At 31.2% G+C, this 17,927-nt stretch carries 12 protein-coding genes and 2 pseudogenes; 11 read left to right on the forward strand and 3 right to left on the reverse strand.

All coding sequences use genetic code 11. From position 1 onward, the window contains the following. Window positions 1-94: 94 nt before the first annotated feature. Window positions 95-1,144: pseudogene (locus tag BDW25_RS00005) on the reverse strand (M24 family metallopeptidase); the annotation flags it as partial. A 129-nt stretch (window positions 1,145-1,273) separates the two neighbouring features. Between BDW25_RS00005 and BDW25_RS00010 the strand changes: the two are divergent. Further along, on the forward strand, window positions 1,274-1,963 hold the full coding sequence (locus BDW25_RS00010) for a metal-dependent hydrolase (protein WP_002448970.1): 690 nt from the start codon (window positions 1,274-1,276) through the stop codon (window positions 1,961-1,963). A gap of 58 nt (window positions 1,964-2,021) precedes the next feature. Here the strand turns inward: BDW25_RS00010 and BDW25_RS00015 are convergent, their stop codons facing one another. Next, window positions 2,022-2,435 (reverse strand): universal stress protein, encoded by a 414-nt coding sequence (locus tag BDW25_RS00015; protein WP_002448952.1) that lies wholly within the window; start codon window positions 2,433-2,435, stop codon window positions 2,022-2,024. Between the two features lie 216 nt (window positions 2,436-2,651). On the opposite strand from BDW25_RS00015, the gene BDW25_RS00020 reads away from it, so the two are divergent. From BDW25_RS00020 to pyk, 8 genes and pseudogenes are all read left to right on the forward strand, one after another. Beyond that, a complete protein-coding gene (locus tag BDW25_RS00020; RefSeq protein ID WP_133944617.1) occupies window positions 2,652-3,950 on the forward strand; it encodes a DRTGG domain-containing protein in 1,299 nt (432 codons plus the stop codon). 30 nt (window positions 3,951-3,980) lie between these two features. Beyond that, on the forward strand, window positions 3,981-4,919 hold the full coding sequence (locus tag BDW25_RS00025; RefSeq protein ID WP_002448960.1) for a DHH family phosphoesterase: 939 nt from the start codon (window positions 3,981-3,983) through the stop codon (window positions 4,917-4,919). A 20-nt stretch (window positions 4,920-4,939) separates the two neighbouring features. Further along, window positions 4,940-8,143 (forward strand): DNA polymerase III subunit alpha, encoded by a 3,204-nt coding sequence (locus BDW25_RS00030; protein WP_002487990.1) that lies wholly within the window; start codon window positions 4,940-4,942, stop codon window positions 8,141-8,143. A gap of 247 nt (window positions 8,144-8,390) precedes the next feature. Beyond that, window positions 8,391-8,620, forward strand: a pseudogene (locus BDW25_RS10970) (NAD-dependent malic enzyme); the annotation flags it as partial. A 108-nt stretch (window positions 8,621-8,728) separates the two neighbouring features. Further along, complete coding sequence (accD, locus tag BDW25_RS00035) at window positions 8,729-9,595, forward strand: acetyl-CoA carboxylase, carboxyltransferase subunit beta (protein ID WP_002448997.1); 867 nt, start codon at window positions 8,729-8,731, stop codon at window positions 9,593-9,595. Next, the gene (locus BDW25_RS00040; RefSeq protein WP_002448930.1) at window positions 9,588-10,532 is read left to right on the forward strand and encodes an acetyl-CoA carboxylase carboxyltransferase subunit alpha; all 945 of its coding nucleotides are present in this window, start codon (window positions 9,588-9,590) and stop codon (window positions 10,530-10,532) included. The genes accD and BDW25_RS00040 overlap by 8 nt, the downstream gene beginning before the upstream one ends. Window positions 10,533-10,703: 171 nt before the next feature. After that, a complete protein-coding gene (gene pfkA / locus BDW25_RS00045) occupies window positions 10,704-11,672 on the forward strand; it encodes a 6-phosphofructokinase (protein WP_002448931.1) in 969 nt (322 codons plus the stop codon). 17 nt (window positions 11,673-11,689) lie between these two features. After that, window positions 11,690-13,450: a pyruvate kinase gene (gene pyk / locus BDW25_RS00050; protein WP_002448942.1), complete on the forward strand. Its 1,761-nt coding sequence runs from the start codon at window positions 11,690-11,692 to the stop codon at window positions 13,448-13,450. 314 nt (window positions 13,451-13,764) lie between these two features. On the opposite strand, the gene BDW25_RS00055 is transcribed toward pyk, so the two are convergent. Then, window positions 13,765-15,117, reverse strand: coding sequence for an amino acid permease (locus BDW25_RS00055; protein WP_002449012.1), 1,353 nt, complete (start codon window positions 15,115-15,117; stop codon window positions 13,765-13,767). A gap of 348 nt (window positions 15,118-15,465) precedes the next feature. Between BDW25_RS00055 and BDW25_RS00060 the strand changes: the two genes are divergently transcribed. Both BDW25_RS00060 and icd read left to right on the forward strand, forming a co-directional pair. Beyond that, entirely contained in the window at window positions 15,466-16,584 is a 1,119-nt protein-coding gene (locus BDW25_RS00060) for a citrate synthase (protein ID WP_049418483.1), read from the forward strand. Window positions 16,585-16,619: 35 nt separating this feature from the next. Beyond that, on the forward strand, window positions 16,620-17,891 hold the full coding sequence (gene icd, locus BDW25_RS00065; protein WP_049437867.1) for an NADP-dependent isocitrate dehydrogenase: 1,272 nt from the start codon (window positions 16,620-16,622) through the stop codon (window positions 17,889-17,891). Window positions 17,892-17,927 lie beyond the last annotated feature (36 nt).

Below are 17,927 nucleotides of genomic sequence, written 5' to 3' on the forward strand. Positions count from 1 at the left end.
GAATGGATTTATTCTTCAAGAAAATACATCAATTTTGATAAGTAGAAATGGTAAAAACATTGTATAGCATTTTACACAGGAGTCTGGACTTGACTTTATAATGTGTAAGTACTTCAAACCCAGTATCAGTGACTAAAATATCATCTTCAATTCGGACGCCAGCGACATTAGGCACATAAATGCCAGGTTCAATTGTAATCACCATACCTGCTTCAAGTAAATTTGTATTTGTACTTGATACATCTTGATATTCATGTTCTTCTAAGCCGAGTCCATGTCCCAATCGATGAGGGAAGAAATCACCGTAACCCGCTTCTGAAATAATGTCTCTAGCAATTTTATCAATATTTTGTAAAGGGATACCTGGTTTAATTGCTTCAATAGCACTTTGTTCAGCTTTTAATACAATATCATAAATTGTTCTTGCTTCTTTACTTGGTTCACCAAATTTTACAGTTCTTGTCATGTCACTACAATAATGATTATAGACTACACCTAAATCAAATAGTACATATTCATTCTTAACTAATGTTCGATCTCCAGGTGTACCATGTGGAGATGCAGCATGGTCACCAAATAGTACCATTGTATCGAAACTCATTTCACTGACACCATATTTTTTAATTTCATTTTCAATATGATTTACAACTTCTCTTTCAGTTACGCCTTCAGATAAAAATGAAACACCAATATCTATACATTTATCTGCAAGTTCAGCTGCTTTTTTTATATTTTTAACTTCATTTTCATCTTTAATATTTCTTAGCTTTTTAATAGTTAAATCGATATCTTCATACGCTTTAACGTTAAAGTTATTCGTAAGTTCTCTTTGACGTTTAACAGTGAGGTGTTCACTTTCAATTAATAAAGTATTAAATGTATGGGGTGCTAAATCGAAAGGACTCTCAGTATCTAAATAGCCAACAATATTTCCATTAAAAGGTGAATGCTTAACTTCTTCAACTTCCATTTTAGGACAATATAATGTGCATTCACCATTTGAAGTTATAAGTAACGCAAACAATCTTTCATGAGGTTCACTTCTATAACCTGTAAAGTAGAATATATTAAGTGGAGTAGTAATCCATGCTGCATCAGCATTTTTTTCTTTTAATGTTGCAATAATTTCATCTGTTTTAATCATAATACGTATCCTCCTATAGTTTAATCAATTTAATTTTACGTCTAAATAGAAATGAATTCAAAGTGTTTCAAGTTATAAATATAATTATCAGGGTATAATAATAATATTAAAATATAGGAGGTTCTATATATGAAACTTTCATTTCATGGACAGTCAACGATTTATTTTGAAAGTAATGGTAAAAAAGTAATTGTTGATCCATTTATTTCTGGTAATGATAAAAGTGATTTAGATGAGCAGACATTAGATGTGGATTATATTATTTTAACGCATGGACATGGTGATCATTTTGGTGATGTAGTTGAATTAGCTAATCGTAATCATGCTACAGTGATTGGTTCTGCAGAAGTCCAAGGCTATTTAACAACGTATCATGGAATTGAACACGCACATGGTATGAATATTGGAGGTAAATACAAATTTGATTTCGGTACAGTAAAATTTGTTCAAGCCTTCCACAGTTCAAGTTATACTAATGAAGATGGAATACCTATTTATTTGGGTATGCCAATGGGTGTTATCATTGAAGCAGAAGGTAAAACGATTTACCATGCAGGAGATACTGGTTTATTTAGCGATATGAAATTAATTGCTGAACGTCATCCGGTAGATGTATGTTTTATTCCTATTGGTGATAATTTTACTATGGGTATTGAAGATGCAAGTTATGCAATAAATGAATTCATTAAACCTAAAATTTCAGTGCCTATTCATTACAATACATTCCCATTAATTGAACAAGATCCAGAGAAATTTAAAGAAGCAGTATCTCAAGGAGAAGTACAAATTTTACAACCTGGTGATGAAGTGACATTTTAATGATATATAGAAAAGACGGCAAATATAGCATTTACCGTCTTTTTTTATAAGATTAAAATTATTTAACTATTAAAACAGGGATAGTAGCACGTTTAGCAACTTTATGACTAACACTACCTAAAACAAATTTCTTTTGTTGTTCAGCTTTACGGTTACTTAATACGACAATGTCATATTTACCACTATTTGCATGTTTCACTAATTCCTCTTTTGGATTTCCACGAACGATAATTTGATCATAATTAATACCATAATCATCTAAAGTATGACGTGTGTGTTCAAGACCTTGATCACGACGATGTGTCAATTGTTCGATGTGAGTACCTCCTTTAATAGAGGCTTGGATGTCTTGTTCACCAATCGCATTCATGATTGTAACAACGGTATCTGGGCCAGCTAATTTTGAAATTTCTTTCAATGCTTTGTCATTTTTTAATTGAGTATCTACACCTAGTAATATGTTTTTATACATAGGTCATCCCTCCTTATATTTAATTATATAATTAGTGATTTAATATTTCCATCAAATTTATATTTTTATTATTTAAATTAACTTCATTTATATACATTAAAAACAAAATGATACCGATATATCAGTTTTTGATACTTTTGTCACATTCAAATCGATTTTTATAAATAAAAAAGTTATAATATATTAGACATTGTCTAAAAATGAAGAGGGTTGAAAATGACTAAACATGAACAAATTGTATCCTATATAGAATCATTAAATATAGGACAAAAAATTTCAGTTAGAAAAATAGCCAAAGTAATGAATGTTTCTGAAGGGACTGCTTATAGAGCAATTAAAGATGCTAGTCAACTTGGCTTTGTAACTACCATCGATAGAGTAGGTACGGTTCGGATAGATAAAAAGAGTCGTGAACAAATTGAACATCTTACTTTTCAAGAAATTGTGAATATTATTGAAGGTGACATCATAAGTGGCAAAAGTGGTTTAAATAAAACTGTTAGTAAATTTGCAATAGGAGCTATGGAACTAAAAGATGTAGTAAAGTATATTGGAAATCAAACGTTATTAATTGTAGGTAACCGTCCTAAAGTTCAGATGGAAGCATTAAAAAGAGGAAGCGGTATACTTATTACCGGTGGATTTAGTACAGCTCAAAATATTATTGATTATGCAAATAAACAAGAACTACCTATTATTTCTTCAAATTATGATACATTTTTAGTAGCTAATATCATTAATAGAGCCATGTATAATCAAATGATAAGAAAAGAAATACTTATTGTTGAAGATATCGTAAAACCTATCAATGATATGACGGTAGTGTTCGATGAAATGGGTTTAGACGACTATATTTCTCGTGCAAAAGTCACAGGACATTCTCGTTTTCCAGTAGTAAATAAAGATTGGAAACTTGTGGGAATTGTAACGAGTAAAGAAGTTATTCACATGAACGAAGATGATAGGATTAATAAAGTCATGACAAGACGACCTATCAATGTTGAATTAACAACTACAGTAGCGAGTTGTGCTCATATAATGATTTGGGAAGGAATTGAAATTTTACCTGTCACAACAAGAAATAAAAAAGCAATAGGTGTTATTACACGAAATGATGTGTTAAAAGCAATGCAATTAATTGGAAGACAACCTCAAATTGGAGAAACCATTATCGATCAAATTGCCAAACACATCTCAATAAATCATAATGAGACGTCTGTTAAAATTTCACCAGTTTTAACCAACCAATATGGTACGTTGAGTAAAGCAATATGTGTCGCAATTATTGAAGAAACAATTAAACATGAATTGCGTAAGTATAAAAAAGTAGATGTTATGATTGAAAGCTTGAATATTATTTATATTAAAAATGTCGCAATTGAAAGTACGCTTGATGTAAAGTATAACATGTTAGATGTAGGAAGAAATTTTGCTAAATTAGAGGTCACTATGACTTGCAAAAATGAGAAAGTTGCAAATGCAATGATCATATGTCAAATGTTTGAAGATATTTAAAATAGTTTTTGAAATTAAAGGAGAAAAGAAATGGTAGAAATTTTTAATAAAATAATGAATGAAATTGATAAATATGAAACTGTTATTATTCATAGACACGTTCGACCTGATCCAGATGCATATGGTTCACAGTTAGGCTTAAAATATTATTTGCAACGTAAATTTCCAGAAAAGTCTATTTATGCAGTTGGACAACCAGAATCTTCTTTAGCATTTATAGGAGACTTAGACAGAGTTAGAGATGATATATATCAAAACGCTCTAGTGATTGTTTGTGACACAGCAAATGCACCTCGTATTGATGATCAGAGATTTAATCAAGGCAAAGATTTAATTAAAATTGATCACCATCCTGCTACTGATCAATATGGCAGAATAAATTATGTCGATACCAATGCAAGTTCAACCAGTGAAATTATTTTTGATTTTATTACACATTTTAATGATATTAATATTATCGATGAATCTGTTGCACGTGTTCTATATTTAGGAATTGTCGGAGACACAGGTCGTTTTTTATTTAGTAATACCACACCACATACTATGAATGTTGCTAGTCGTTTGCTAGAATTTCCATTTAATCATAATGATGTATTAAATCAATTGGGTGAGAAAGATCCAAAACTTATGCCATTTCAAGGATATATTTTGCAAAATTTCCAATTAAGTGAAAATCATCAATATTGTCAAATAAAGATTACTAAAGATGTCCTAAACAGATTTCAAATTGCACCTAACGAAGCATCTCAGTTTGTTAACACTGTAGCGGATATCAAAGGTCTAAAAATATGGATGTTTGGTGTTGATGAAGGTGATCAAATTAGATGTCGATTACGTTCTAAAGGAATTACTATCAATGATATAGCTAATCAATTTGGCGGTGGAGGACATCCAAATGCATCTGGAGTCTCTGTTGAAAATTGGGAACAATTTGAGATTTTAGGTGAAGCCTTGCGCCAAAAACTATAAATTACGAAAGGAAGTCATACATGTTTGTACATTTGAATATTCATTCAACATATGATTTATTATATTCAAGTTTAAAAATTAACGATGTCGTATCAAAGGCAAAAGCAAATGGATATCAAGCACTTGCAATTACGGATACGAACGTATTATATGGCTTCCCTAAGTTTTATGACGCATGTGTTAATGAGGGAATTAAGCCAATATTTGGAATGACTGTAATGGTTTCTGATGAAATTAGCACAATTGAAACCATATTATTCGCAAAGAATAATGAAGGTCTCCATGCTCTGTATCAACTTTCTTCTGCAATTAATATGAAACAAAAGACTACGATACCCCTAAAATGGCTACAAAAATATAGTTACCATCTTGCTATTGTTTTTAAAGATGCTAATGCGTCTCATCAATCGTTAATTCAAACACTAAAGAATAATGAGTCAGTATTTATAAATCATACAAGTCAATTAGATTTTTCAGACGATAAAATTGTCTTTCTTAATAATGCAAGATATTTAAATCCTGAAGATGCAGATACAATACTTGCATTAAAAGCAATAAAAAACAATACAAAATTGGATTTAGTAAATGATATCAAGGATGCTCATGAATATTTTCCAACTAGTGAAAATATTAAAGAACTTCAGTTGTCTGAAAAAATAATAGCTAATACAAAGGCTTTAGCTGATGAGTGTAACGCAGAAATTCAATACCATCAAAATCTATTGCCTAACTTTAAAACGCCCAATCAACAAAGTGCTAAATCCTATCTTTTAGAAAAGTTAAAATATAATCTTAAAGAATTTAAATTAGATAAAGATCAGCGATATATTGACCGATTACATCATGAATATTCAATAATAACGAATATGGGATTCGAAGATTATTTTTTGATAGTGAGCGACTTAATACATTTTGCTAAAACGCATGATGTGATGGTTGGACCTGGACGTGGTTCATCTGCAGGATCTTTAGTTAGTTACTTATTAGGTATCACGACTATTGATCCAATTAAATTTGATTTATTATTCGAGCGCTTTTTAAATCCAGAACGTGTCACTATGCCAGATATTGATATTGATTTTGAGGATACGAGAAGAGAAAAAGTGATTCAGTACGTACAAGAAAAGTATGGTCAATATCACGTATCGGGCATCGTCACTTTTGGTCACTTATTAGCAAGGGCTGTAGCGAGAGATGTAGGCCGTATTATTGGTTTTGACGAAAAAACGTTAAATGAAATATCGAATTTAATCCCACATCAATTAGGTATTACACTAGAAGAAGCCTATCAAAATGAAAAATTTAAAGCATTTGTTCATAAAAGTTATCGTCATGAAAAATGGTTTGAAATTAGTAAAAAACTAGAGGGCTTACCACGTCATACATCTACCCATGCTGCAGGAATAATTATTAATGATAAACCATTGTATCATTTTGCTCCTTTAACAATGGGGGATACAGGTATATTGACTCAATGGACAATGACTGAAGCAGAACGATTAGGTTTATTAAAAATTGATTTTCTTGGTCTTAGAAATTTATCAATTATTCATCAAATTATCACTCAAGTAAAAAAAGATTTAAATATTGATATCGATATAGAACGACTCCCTTTTAATGATCAAAAAGTATTTAAATTATTGTCTCTAGGAAACACTACAGGTATATTTCAATTAGAATCAGAAGGTGTTAGAAAAGTATTGATGGAATTACAGCCTGAACACTTTGAAGATATTGTTGCTGTAACATCATTGTATAGACCCGGTCCAATGCAAGAAATACCTACATACATATCAAGAAGACATCGTCAAAGTGACATTAAATACTTACATCCTGATTTGGAGCCTATTTTAAAGAAGACATATGGCGTCATTATTTATCAAGAACAAATCATGCAAATTGCTAGTCAATTCGCTAATTTTAGTTATGGTCAAGCAGATATATTAAGACGTGCAATGAGTAAAAAAAATAGAGCTATCCTAGAAAGTGAACGTCAACACTTTATTGAAGGGGCTGTAAGTAATAATTATGATGCATCAATTAGTGAACGTATTTTCGAACTAATATTAAAATTTGCGGATTATGGTTTTCCTAGAGCTCATGCGGTGAGTTATTCTAAAATTGCATATATCATGGCTTATTTAAAAGTGCATTATCCTAATTATTTCTACGCGAATATTCTTAGTAATGTTATAGGTAATGAAACAAAAACGGCAATAATAATAGAAGAAGCTAAAACTCAAAGTTTAAATATTTTACCTCCAGATATTAATAAAAGTCATTGGTTTTACAAAGCGACAGAAAAAAATATTTATTTATCGTTGGGCGCAATAAAAGGTGTCGGATATCAAAGCGTCAAATCTATAGTAGACGAACGAATTGAAAATGGATTGTATAAAGACTTTTTTGATTTCACCAGAAGAATTCCTAAAAGAATTAAAACTAGAAAATTGTTAGAAGCATTAATATGTGTGGGCGCATTTGATTCATTTGGTAAAACTAGATCAACACTATTATCTACAATTGACGAAGTTATCGATCAAGTTTCGAATGTTGAACAAGATGAATTTTTATTTAATATGTTAACACCAAAGCAATCCTATGAAGATAAAGAAGAATTCAGTGATCAAATCATTAGTGCTTATGAAAAAGAATACTTAGGATTTTATATTTCTAACCATCCAGTTGAAAAACTATTTTATATCAAACAATATTTAGGTATTTTTACGATTAAGAATAGTTTAGATTATCAACCTATACTTGTTCAGGTTAATCAATTTAAGCAAATAAGAACAAAAACTGGACAACATATGGCGTTCTTAGTTCTAGATGATGGTAGAACCACTATTGATGGTGTTTTGTTTCCAGATAAGTACAAACAATATGAGACAATGATTCAACAACAAAATGATATTCTAGTCGTTCATGGCAAATTTGAAGAACGAAATCAAAAGAGACAAATTATCATTCAAAATATGGATACAATTAACGACTTTGAAAATAACAAATTATCTCAAGCCAAACAAATAGTGATTAGAAACGTCAATCAATTAGAAGATATTAAATCATTTTTAATAGATCAGACTACACATAACGATTTAGAAGTAGTTTTATTTAATGAAATGCAACAACAAACTCAATCTTTAGGATTTTTACAAAAAGAAATGGAACAAGTCGAAAGGTTTATAAAGATGTTCAAGCCAAGTGACATCAGAATTATATAACTTTTATATGCAAAAAAATTATGATATAGTTAGTTGATGGTTATAAAGAAGAATTAATAATTTTATTGATTTTTTTATCTCTTGATTTAATAACATGTAGCATATAAAAAGATTTTTAAAATTGAACTTAATTGTTACAAAAATCCCTCTTTTCAAAAGTAATTTAATTATAAATCAATTAGAAGTTGATTGAATGTCTTTAAGAGACGATGCATTACAAATGCATAAAGAGAATCAAGGTAAATTAGAAATCAAACCTGATGATGCGAAAGAAGTAGTGCTAAAGTAGTAGGAACGAGACGACCTTATTTTTCAAATCAAGTTAATAAGATATTAGCTTTTCTAGGTATTTTTAAAGATATCTTAGATATTGAAACTACTCCTTTCGATTAAAGAGTGGCACCATCAGTGACACGAGATTTAACACGATCTGTTATAGAATTAGGTGTTGCATGTATTGAAGTAGATTTCCAATAAGTATATGATAAAACAATGAAGTTAATAGATTTAAAATAAAGTAAGCGAATTTAAAAGTAACTATTTAAAATAACGAAATTATTGAGTGAGTTATGCGGAGGTTTACGCATGTTTAAAGATTTTTTTAATAGAAGTAGTAAAAAAAAGAAATATTTAACGGTACCGGATTCTAAACAAAATGACGTACCAGCAGGCATCATGACTAAATGTCCTAATTGTAAAAAAATAATGTATACAAAAGAACTAACTGAAAATTTAAATGTATGCTTTAATTGTGATCATCATATTGCACTTCCTGCGTACAAAAGAATAGAAGCTATTTCAGATGAAAATTCGTTCAAAGAATTCGATAAAGAAATGGTTTCTTCTAATCCTTTGGATTTTCCTGGCTATCAAGAAAAAGTCGAAAAAGATCAAAAGAAAACGGGTTTAAATGAAGCCATCGTAACTGGTACAGCAGAATTAGATGGCGTGAAATATGGTATTGCAGTCATGGACTCACGATTTAGAATGGGAAGTATGGGTTCAGTCGTAGGGGAAAAAATCTGTAGAATCGTTGATTATTGTACTGAACATCGGTTACCATTTGTATTATTTTCTGCAAGTGGTGGTGCCAGAATGCAAGAAGGTATTATTTCATTAATGCAAATGGGAAAAACAAGTGTATCATTAAAACGACATTCTGATGCTGGATTATTATATGTTTCATATTTAACACATCCTACTACTGGTGGTGTATCAGCTAGTTTTGCTTCTGTGGGTGATATTAACCTAAGCGAACCTAAAGCTTTAATCGGTTTTGCTGGACGTAGAGTGATAGAACAAACAATTAACGAAAAATTGCCGGAAGATTTTCAAACTGCTGAGTTTTTATTAGAACATGGTCAATTAGATAAAGTTGTGCATAGAAAAGACATGAAAGCAACACTTTCTGAAATTTTAAAACTACATCAAGAGGTGAAGACGAATGCTTGATTTCGAGAAATCTTTATATGAGATTAAAGAAAAGATTAATTCATTGAAGGAATCTCAAGAAAAAAATGACGTCGACTTACAAGATGAAATTGACTTGTTAGAAGCCTCTTTGGAAAGAGAAAGAAAAAAAATATATACCAATTTAAAACCTTGGGATCGAGTACAAATTGCAAGACTTCAAGAAAGACCTACAACACTTGATTATATTCCATATATCTTCGACTCATTCATTGAATTACATGGAGATCGTAATTTTAGAGATGATCCTGCGATGATTGGTGGAATAGGATATCTCAACAATCAACCGGTAACTATCATAGGTCAGCAACGAGGGAAAGATACTAAAGATAATATTTATCGTAATTTTGGAATGGCTCATCCTGAAGGTTACCGTAAAGCTTTACGCTTAATGAAACAAGCTGAAAAATTTAAGCGTCCTATTTTTACGTTTATTGATACGAAAGGTGCATATCCGGGAAAAGCCGCTGAAGAACGAGGGCAAAGTGAATCAATTGCGAAAAATTTAATTGAGATGGCTTCGCTTAAAGTACCTGTGATTGGTGTTGTCATCGGTGAAGGTGGAAGTGGTGGTGCGCTTGGTATTGGTATAACTAATAAATTATTAATGCTTGAAAATAGTACTTATTCTGTTATTTCTCCAGAAGGGGCGGCAGCATTACTTTGGAAAGATAGCTCTTTAGCAAAAATGGCTGCTGAAACGATGAAAATTACTGCAAAAGATTTACTGGAATTAAACGTGATAGATGAAGTTATTACTGAACCACAAGGTGGCGCTCATAAAGACATCGTTTTTCAAGCAAAACAAATTAAACAATCTTTTATTCATCAGCTTAATGAATTAAATAAATTAGATGGACAAGCTTTAGCGAATCATCGATTTAATAAGTTTAGAAATATTGGTACTTTTATTAATTAACACAGAATGACTAGAAATTTTAATTAAATTTCTAGTCATTTTTTTATATAAATTAAATTAAAAATTTAAAACGTTTACATATATATAATCTATTAATATTAATGGAATAGATAATAAAATTATGGTAATTTATACATGAAGATTATTATAGTTAGGAAAGGGTATGTCGCTATGAAGAGAATTGCGGTATTAACAAGTGGTGGAGATTCACCAGGCATGAATGCTGCTGTTAGAGCAGTCGTACGAAAAGCAATTTATAATAATATCGAAGTTTTTGGTGTTTATCAGGGTTATCAAGGTTTACTTGATGATAATATCCACAAACTTGAATTAGGAAGTGTTGGAGATACGATTCAACGAGGAGGAACTTTTCTATATTCTGCTAGATGTCCTCAGTTTAAAGATGAGAGTGTAAGACAAAAAGGGATTGAGAACTTACACAAGCATGGTATTGAAGGACTTGTAGTAGTCGGTGGAGATGGCAGTTATAGAGGTGCTCAACGTATTAGCGAAGAAACAACCGATATAAAAACAATTGGTATCCCTGGAACAATTGATAATGATATTAATGGTACTGATTTCACGATTGGTTTCGATACAGCATTAAATACGATTATTGACTGTGTCGATAAAATCAGAGATACTGCTTCAAGTCATGCGAGAACTTTTGTTGTAGAAGTAATGGGACGTGATTGTGGTGATTTAGCACTGTGGGCTGGATTGTCAGTAGGTGCTGAAACAATCTTAGTTCCAGAAGTGCACACAGATATTAAAGATGTTGCTGAAAAAATTGAAAGTGGTATTAAACGTGGAAAAAAACATTCTATCGTTATGGTAGCAGAAGGTTGTATGAGTGGCCATGAATGTGCAGAACAATTAACTAAATATATCAATGTTGATGCACGTGTATCTGTTCTTGGTCACATCCAACGTGGTGGTAGTCCATCTGGTGTAGATCGAGTGCTTGCTTCAAGATTAGGCGGTTATGCTGTTGAATTGTTAATGCAAGGTCAAACAGGATTCGGTGTAGGTATACAAAATAACCAACTTACAGCAACACCATTTGATGAAATTTTCAATAATGAAAGCCATAAATTCAACACTCGTATTTATGACTTAGCAAAAGAATTATCTATTTAATTTAGGAGGCTTTTATAATGAGAAAGACTAAAATTGTATGTACTATAGGACCTGCTTCAGAGTCTGAGGAAATGTTAGAAAAATTAATGAATGCTGGAATGAACGTTGCGCGTTTAAATTTCTCTCATGGTAGTCATGAAGAACATAAAGCACGTATTGATTCAATTCGTAAAGTATCTAAAAAATTAGGTAAAACTATTGGTATTTTATTAGATACTAAAGGACCTGAAATTCGTACACATGATATGAAAGACGGCTTAATTGTACTTGAAAAAGGTAAAGAAGTTATTGTGAGTATGTCTCAAGTTGAAGGTACACCTGAGAAATTCTCAGTCACATATGAAGATTTAATTAATGATGTTCAAATTGGATCATACATTTTATTAGATGATGGTTTAGTAGAATTACAAGTTAAAGATATTGATAAAGATAAAGGCGAAGTTAAATGTGATATCTTAAACACTGGTGAATTAAAAAATAAAAAAGGTGTAAACTTACCTGGTGTTAAAGTAAACTTACCTGGTATCACTGATAAAGATGCTGCAGATATTAAATTTGGTATTAAAGAAGATATTGATTACATTGCAGCAAGCTTTGTACGTCGTCCTAGTGATGTATTAGATATTCGCGAAATTTTAGAACAAGAAAATAATGATAATATTACTATCTTCCCTAAAATTGAAAACCAAGAAGGTATTGATAATATCGAAGAAATTTTAGAAGTATCTGATGGTTTAATGGTTGCTCGTGGTGACATGGGTGTTGAAATTCCACCTGAATCTGTGCCAATCGTTCAAAAAGATTTAATTAGAAAATGTAATAAATTAGGAAAACCTGTTATTACTGCAACTCAAATGCTTGATTCAATGCAACGTAATCCACGTGCAACAAGAGCTGAAGCAAGTGACGTTGCTAATGCAATCTATGATGGTACAGATGCAGTTATGTTATCTGGTGAAACAGCTGCAGGACAATATCCTGAAGAAGCAGTTAAAACAATGAGAAATATTGCAATTTCAGCTGAAGCTGCTCAAGATTACAAAAAATTATTATCTGATCGTACTAAATTAGTAGAAACATCATTAGTAAATGCGATTGGTGTGTCTGTAGCACATACTGCTCTAAATTTAAATGTTAAAGCAATTGTAGCTGCAACTGAAAGTGGTTCAACAGCGATTACAATTTCTAAATATCGTCCACATTCAGATATTATTGCAGTAACACCTAGTGAACATACTGCAAGACAATTAGCACTAGTATGGGGTGCATATCCAGTTGTTAAAAAAGGACGTAAAACAACAGATGATTTATTAAATAATGCAGTAGCAACAGCTGTTGCTACTGAAAAAGTTGGTAATGGTGATTTAATTATCATTACTGCTGGCGTTCCAACTGGTGAAAAAGGTACGACTAATATGATGAAATTACATTTAGTAGGTGATGAAATTGCTAAAGGTCAAGGTGTTGGTCGTGGATCAACAACTGGTAAAACAGTGATTTCTAAAACTGCTAGTGATTTAGAAGGAAAAGACCTAAGTCAATCAATTATTGTGACTAATTCAATAGACGAAAGCTATGTTCCATATGTTGAAAAAGCTGCAGGTTTAATTACTGAAGAAAACGGTATAACATCACCAAGTGCAATCGTTGGGCTTGAACAAGGTATCCCAACTATTATTGGTGTTGAAAATGCAACGAAAGAATTGAAAAATGACTTATTAGTTACTGTTGATGCAAATCAAGGTAGAATTTTTGAAGGGTATGCAAATGTCCTTTAATTAAACAATTGTATAAGTATTTTTAAATAGAAAGCTAGAAGAGCGGGAATAACCACGTTACATGTTAATGGATAAAATTCTCGCTCTTTTTTATGTTATTTAAACATATTAGAAAAAAGTGGGAGAGAGCCGTATTCGTCGTCCCAACTTGCATTGAACGTAGATTTTCATTAAGAAAATCTCTATGTTGGGGATAGTAGTGTTGAAAAAGCTTGTTACAAGAGTATTTCAATTCAGACATCGACTGCATTAACATAAAAATGACTGGGACATTATTAATTGTTCCAGTCATTTTTCATATTGATATTTTAATGTTATTTTGCTACTTTTTTATATCTTAAATACATAATACCTAAAATAATAAACCAAATAGGTGTTAAGAAAATAGCGTTTCTTGTTGTTGCATTTACAAATAGTAAACAAAACACAAATAAGAAGAATGCTAAAATAATATAGGCCATATATTTTCCACCAGGAAGTTTGAATTTTGCTTTTTTATGTAATTCAGGATTTTTTCTATGATAATTAATATAAGCCCAAATAATTAAAGCCCACACGATAATAAATAATACTGTTGAAATTGTTGTAACATATGTAAATACTAGCGTTGCATTTGGAAAAATATAGTTTAATAATGCTGTCACCAATAATAACGCAGATGATACAATAATTGCGATATGTGGTACACCTTGCTTGTTAGTACTTTTAAATATAGAAGGCGCTTGTTTTTGTTCAGATAATCCAAATAACATACGACTATTTGAGAAGATACCACTATTACAAGATGAAGCAGCAGCAGTTAAAACTACAAAGTTAATTAATCCAGCTGCAAATGGAATACCAATTAATGAGAACAATCTAACAAATGGGCTCTCATTTGGATCCACTTTGTCCCAAGGAATAATAGACATAATGACTGCTAAAGCACCTACATAGAAAATTAAAATTCTAATCGGTACTGCATCTATAGCTTTAGGTATTGTTTTTTCTGGATTTTTAGTTTCACCAGCAGTGACCCCAATCATTTCAATACCAACAAATGAGAATAAAGCCATTTGGAATGACATAAAGAAACCAGAAGTTCCATTGGTAAAAATACCATGTTTATAAAGATTAGTTAAACTTGCATGTCCAAATTGAGTTTTATAAGCAAATAAAATCATTATTGCACCAATGACGATTAAAGCTATAATAGTTATAATTTTAATAATAGCAAACCAGAATTCTAATTCTCCAAATAATTTTGCACTTAATAAGTTAAAAACCATTAATATTAATACGCAAAATAAAGCAGTAATCCAGTTTGGTATAGTTGGAAACCAGAAACTAACATATTTGGCAACTGCAGTTACTTCTGCCATTCCCGTTATAATCCAGCATAACCAATATGTCCATCCAGTAACGAATCCTGCAAATGGTCCAATATACTCGTTTGTTACATCAGCAAATGATTTAAAACGAGTATTTTGAATAATGATTTCTCCAAGGCCTCTCATAAACATAAATAGCATGAATCCAATAATGATATAGGTTAATAGAATAGAAGGTCCAGTCATAGCTATAGTTTGACCTGCACCTAAGAATAATCCAGTTCCGATAGCGCCACCAAGAGCAATCAATTGTACATGACGATTACTTAATCCTCTTTGTAATTTTTCTTCTGCCATAAGACAACTCCCTTACATTTAATTAATATTAATTATGCACTTATATATTAAATTCGACAATTATTTTTCTAAATTTTTTCTAAAAATTTTATTAACATTGAGTTAATAAAAGATAATCATTATTGATAAATAATTAAAATATTCATTATTTTCACATAAGTCAACCTTGTCTTAATTCTTATAAATAGCTTTATAACAATTTTTATAATCATTATAATTAAAATTAATATATAAATAATTTACCAATGAAAATTTAAACCACATATATCATGATTCACAAAACTTATAATTTTAGATATACTATTTATGAAAGCCATTACATTATGTAAAAGAAAAGGGGAATTACTTATGGCAGAATTACAAAAAGGTTTAGAAGGGGTTATCGCAGCAGAAACTAAAATCAGTTCAATTATTGATAGTCAATTAACTTATTCAGGATATGATATTGATGATTTAGCTGAAAATGCTCAATTTGAAGAAATCATGTTCTTATTATGGAATTATAGATTACCAACACAAGAAGAACTTGAAGAATTAAAAGAGAAACTAAAACAATATATGACATTAAATCCAAGGGTATATAAGCATTTTGAAGAATATGCTACAGATGATGTACATCCAATGACTGCATTACGTACCTCTGTTTCTTATATTGCACACTTTGATCCAGATGCTGAAGAGGAAACAGATGAAAGTCGAAAAGATCGAGCTATTCGTATCCAAGCAAAGATTGCATCATTAGTTACAGCGTTTTCACGCGTACGAGAAGGAAAGGAACCTGTTAAGCCTAACTCTGATTTAAGCTATGCAGCAAACTTCTTGTATATGTTAAAAGGGGAATTGCCATCTGATACTGAAGTTGAAGCTTTTAATAAAGCTTTAATATTACATGCCGATCATGAACTCAATGCTTCAGCATTTACAGCAAGATGTGCAGTATCATCTCTATCTGATATGTATTCAGGTATTGTAGCAGCAATTGGTTCATTAAAAGGGCCTTTACATGGTGGAGCAAATGAACAAGTAATGAAAATGTTATCAGAAGTTAAATCACTTGATGAAGTAGATAATTATTTAGATAAGAAACTTGCTAACAAAGAAAAAATCATGGGATTCGGTCATCGAGTATATAAAGAGGGAGATCCACGTGCTAAGTACTTAAAAGAAATGAGTCGAAAAATAACTTCTGAAACCGGACATAACGAATTATATGAAATTTCTCTTGCAATTGAAAAGCGTATGCACGATGAAAAAGGCTTAATTCCAAATGTAGACTTCTTTAGTGCAACTGTTTATCATAGTATGGAAATTCCACACGATATTTTTACACCTATCTTTGCTGTGAGTCGTACTGCAGGATGGACCGCGCATATTTTAGAACAATATCGTGATAATCGAATTATTCGTCCGCGTGCAAAATATGTTGGAGAAACAAATCGTAAATATGTACCAGTTGAAGAAAGATAAAATATTTTAAAATTTAATTTATGGAGGCTTTTATAATGGCAGCTGAAAAAATTACTAGAGCAAATGATGAATTATTAAATGTACCTAATGAACCAATTATTCCATTTATTATTGGGGATGGTATCGGTCCTGATATTTGGAAAGCAGCTAGTCGTGTTGTTGATGCGGCGGTTGAAAAAGCATATAACGGTGAAAAGCGTATTGAGTGGAAAGAGGTATTAGCTGGTCAAAAAGCGTACGATGAAACTGGTGAATGGTTACCACAAGAAACTTTAGATACTATCAAAGAATACTTAATCGCAATTAAAGGACCATTAACTACACCAATTGGCGGAGGCATTCGTTCTTTAAATGTAGCATTAAGACAAGAACTAGATTTATTTACTTGTCTTCGTCCAGTACGTTGGTTTAAAGGTGTACCTTCACCAGTTAAACGTCCTCAAGATGTTGATATGGTTATCTTCCGTGAAAATACTGAGGATATTTATGCAGGAATTGAATTTAAAGAAGGAACAGAAGAAGTTAAAAAAGTTATTGACTTCTTACAAAATGAAATGGGTGCTACAAATATTCGTTTTCCCGAAACTTCTGGTATTGGTATTAAACCAGTTTCTAAAGAAGGGACTGAACGTTTAGTAAGATCTGCTATTCAATATGCAATTGATAATAATCGTAAATCAGTAACATTAGTTCACAAAGGTAATATTATGAAGTTTACAGAAGGATCATTTAAACAATGGGGTTATGATTTAGCTCATAATGAATTTTCTGATAAAGTATTTACTTGGCAACAATATGATGAAATTGCTGAAAAAGATGGTAAAGATGCTGCAAATGACGCACAACAAAAAGCTGAAAAAGATGGTAAAATTATTATTAAAGATTCAATAGCAGATATTTTCTTACAACAAATTTTAACACGTCCAGCAGAACATGATATAGTAGCTACAATGAACTTAAATGGCGACTATATCTCAGATGCACTTGCTGCACAAGTAGGAGGAATCGGTATTGCTCCTGGTGCTAATATTAACTATGAGACAGGGCATGCTATTTTTGAAGCAACACATGGTACAGCACCAAAGTATGCTAACTTAAATAAAGTGAATCCATCATCTGAATTATTAAGTTCTGTATTAATGTTAGAACATTTAGGATGGCAAGAAGCGGCTGATAAAATTACTGATGCTATTGAAGCTACAATTGCTTCTAAAATTGTAACATATGATTTTGCTCGTTTAATGGACGGGGCTACTGAAGTATCAACTTCAGAATTTGCCGATGAACTTATTAAAAACTTAAAATAAACATAATATTTATTTTGATAAAACAGTCTAAGATGG

The organism is Staphylococcus sp. AtDRG32 (assembly GCF_004365845.1).
GTDB classification, from domain to species: Bacteria; Bacillota; Bacilli; order Staphylococcales; family Staphylococcaceae; genus Staphylococcus; species Staphylococcus hominis.

What these genes read in the sequence shown, in the direction of transcription:
- BDW25_RS00010 (WP_002448970.1), top strand. Translation starts at nt 1,274, where the DNA reads ATGAAACTTTCATTTCATGGACAGTCAACGATTTATTTTGAAAGTAAT.
- BDW25_RS00015 (WP_002448952.1), bottom strand. Translation starts at nt 2,435, where the DNA reads ATGTATAAAAACATATTACTAGGTGTAGATACTCAATTAAAAAATGAC.
- BDW25_RS00020 (WP_133944617.1), top strand. Translation starts at nt 2,652, where the DNA reads ATGACTAAACATGAACAAATTGTATCCTATATAGAATCATTAAATATA.
- BDW25_RS00025 (WP_002448960.1), top strand. Translation starts at nt 3,981, where the DNA reads ATGGTAGAAATTTTTAATAAAATAATGAATGAAATTGATAAATATGAA.
- BDW25_RS00030 (WP_002487990.1), top strand. Translation starts at nt 4,940, where the DNA reads ATGTTTGTACATTTGAATATTCATTCAACATATGATTTATTATATTCA.
- accD (WP_002448997.1), top strand. Translation starts at nt 8,729, where the DNA reads ATGTTTAAAGATTTTTTTAATAGAAGTAGTAAAAAAAAGAAATATTTA.
- BDW25_RS00040 (WP_002448930.1), top strand. Translation starts at nt 9,588, where the DNA reads ATGCTTGATTTCGAGAAATCTTTATATGAGATTAAAGAAAAGATTAAT.
- pfkA (WP_002448931.1), top strand. Translation starts at nt 10,704, where the DNA reads ATGAAGAGAATTGCGGTATTAACAAGTGGTGGAGATTCACCAGGCATG.
- pyk (WP_002448942.1), top strand. Translation starts at nt 11,690, where the DNA reads ATGAGAAAGACTAAAATTGTATGTACTATAGGACCTGCTTCAGAGTCT.
- BDW25_RS00055 (WP_002449012.1), bottom strand. Translation starts at nt 15,117, where the DNA reads ATGGCAGAAGAAAAATTACAAAGAGGATTAAGTAATCGTCATGTACAA.
- BDW25_RS00060 (WP_049418483.1), top strand. Translation starts at nt 15,466, where the DNA reads ATGGCAGAATTACAAAAAGGTTTAGAAGGGGTTATCGCAGCAGAAACT.
- icd (WP_049437867.1), top strand. Translation starts at nt 16,620, where the DNA reads ATGGCAGCTGAAAAAATTACTAGAGCAAATGATGAATTATTAAATGTA.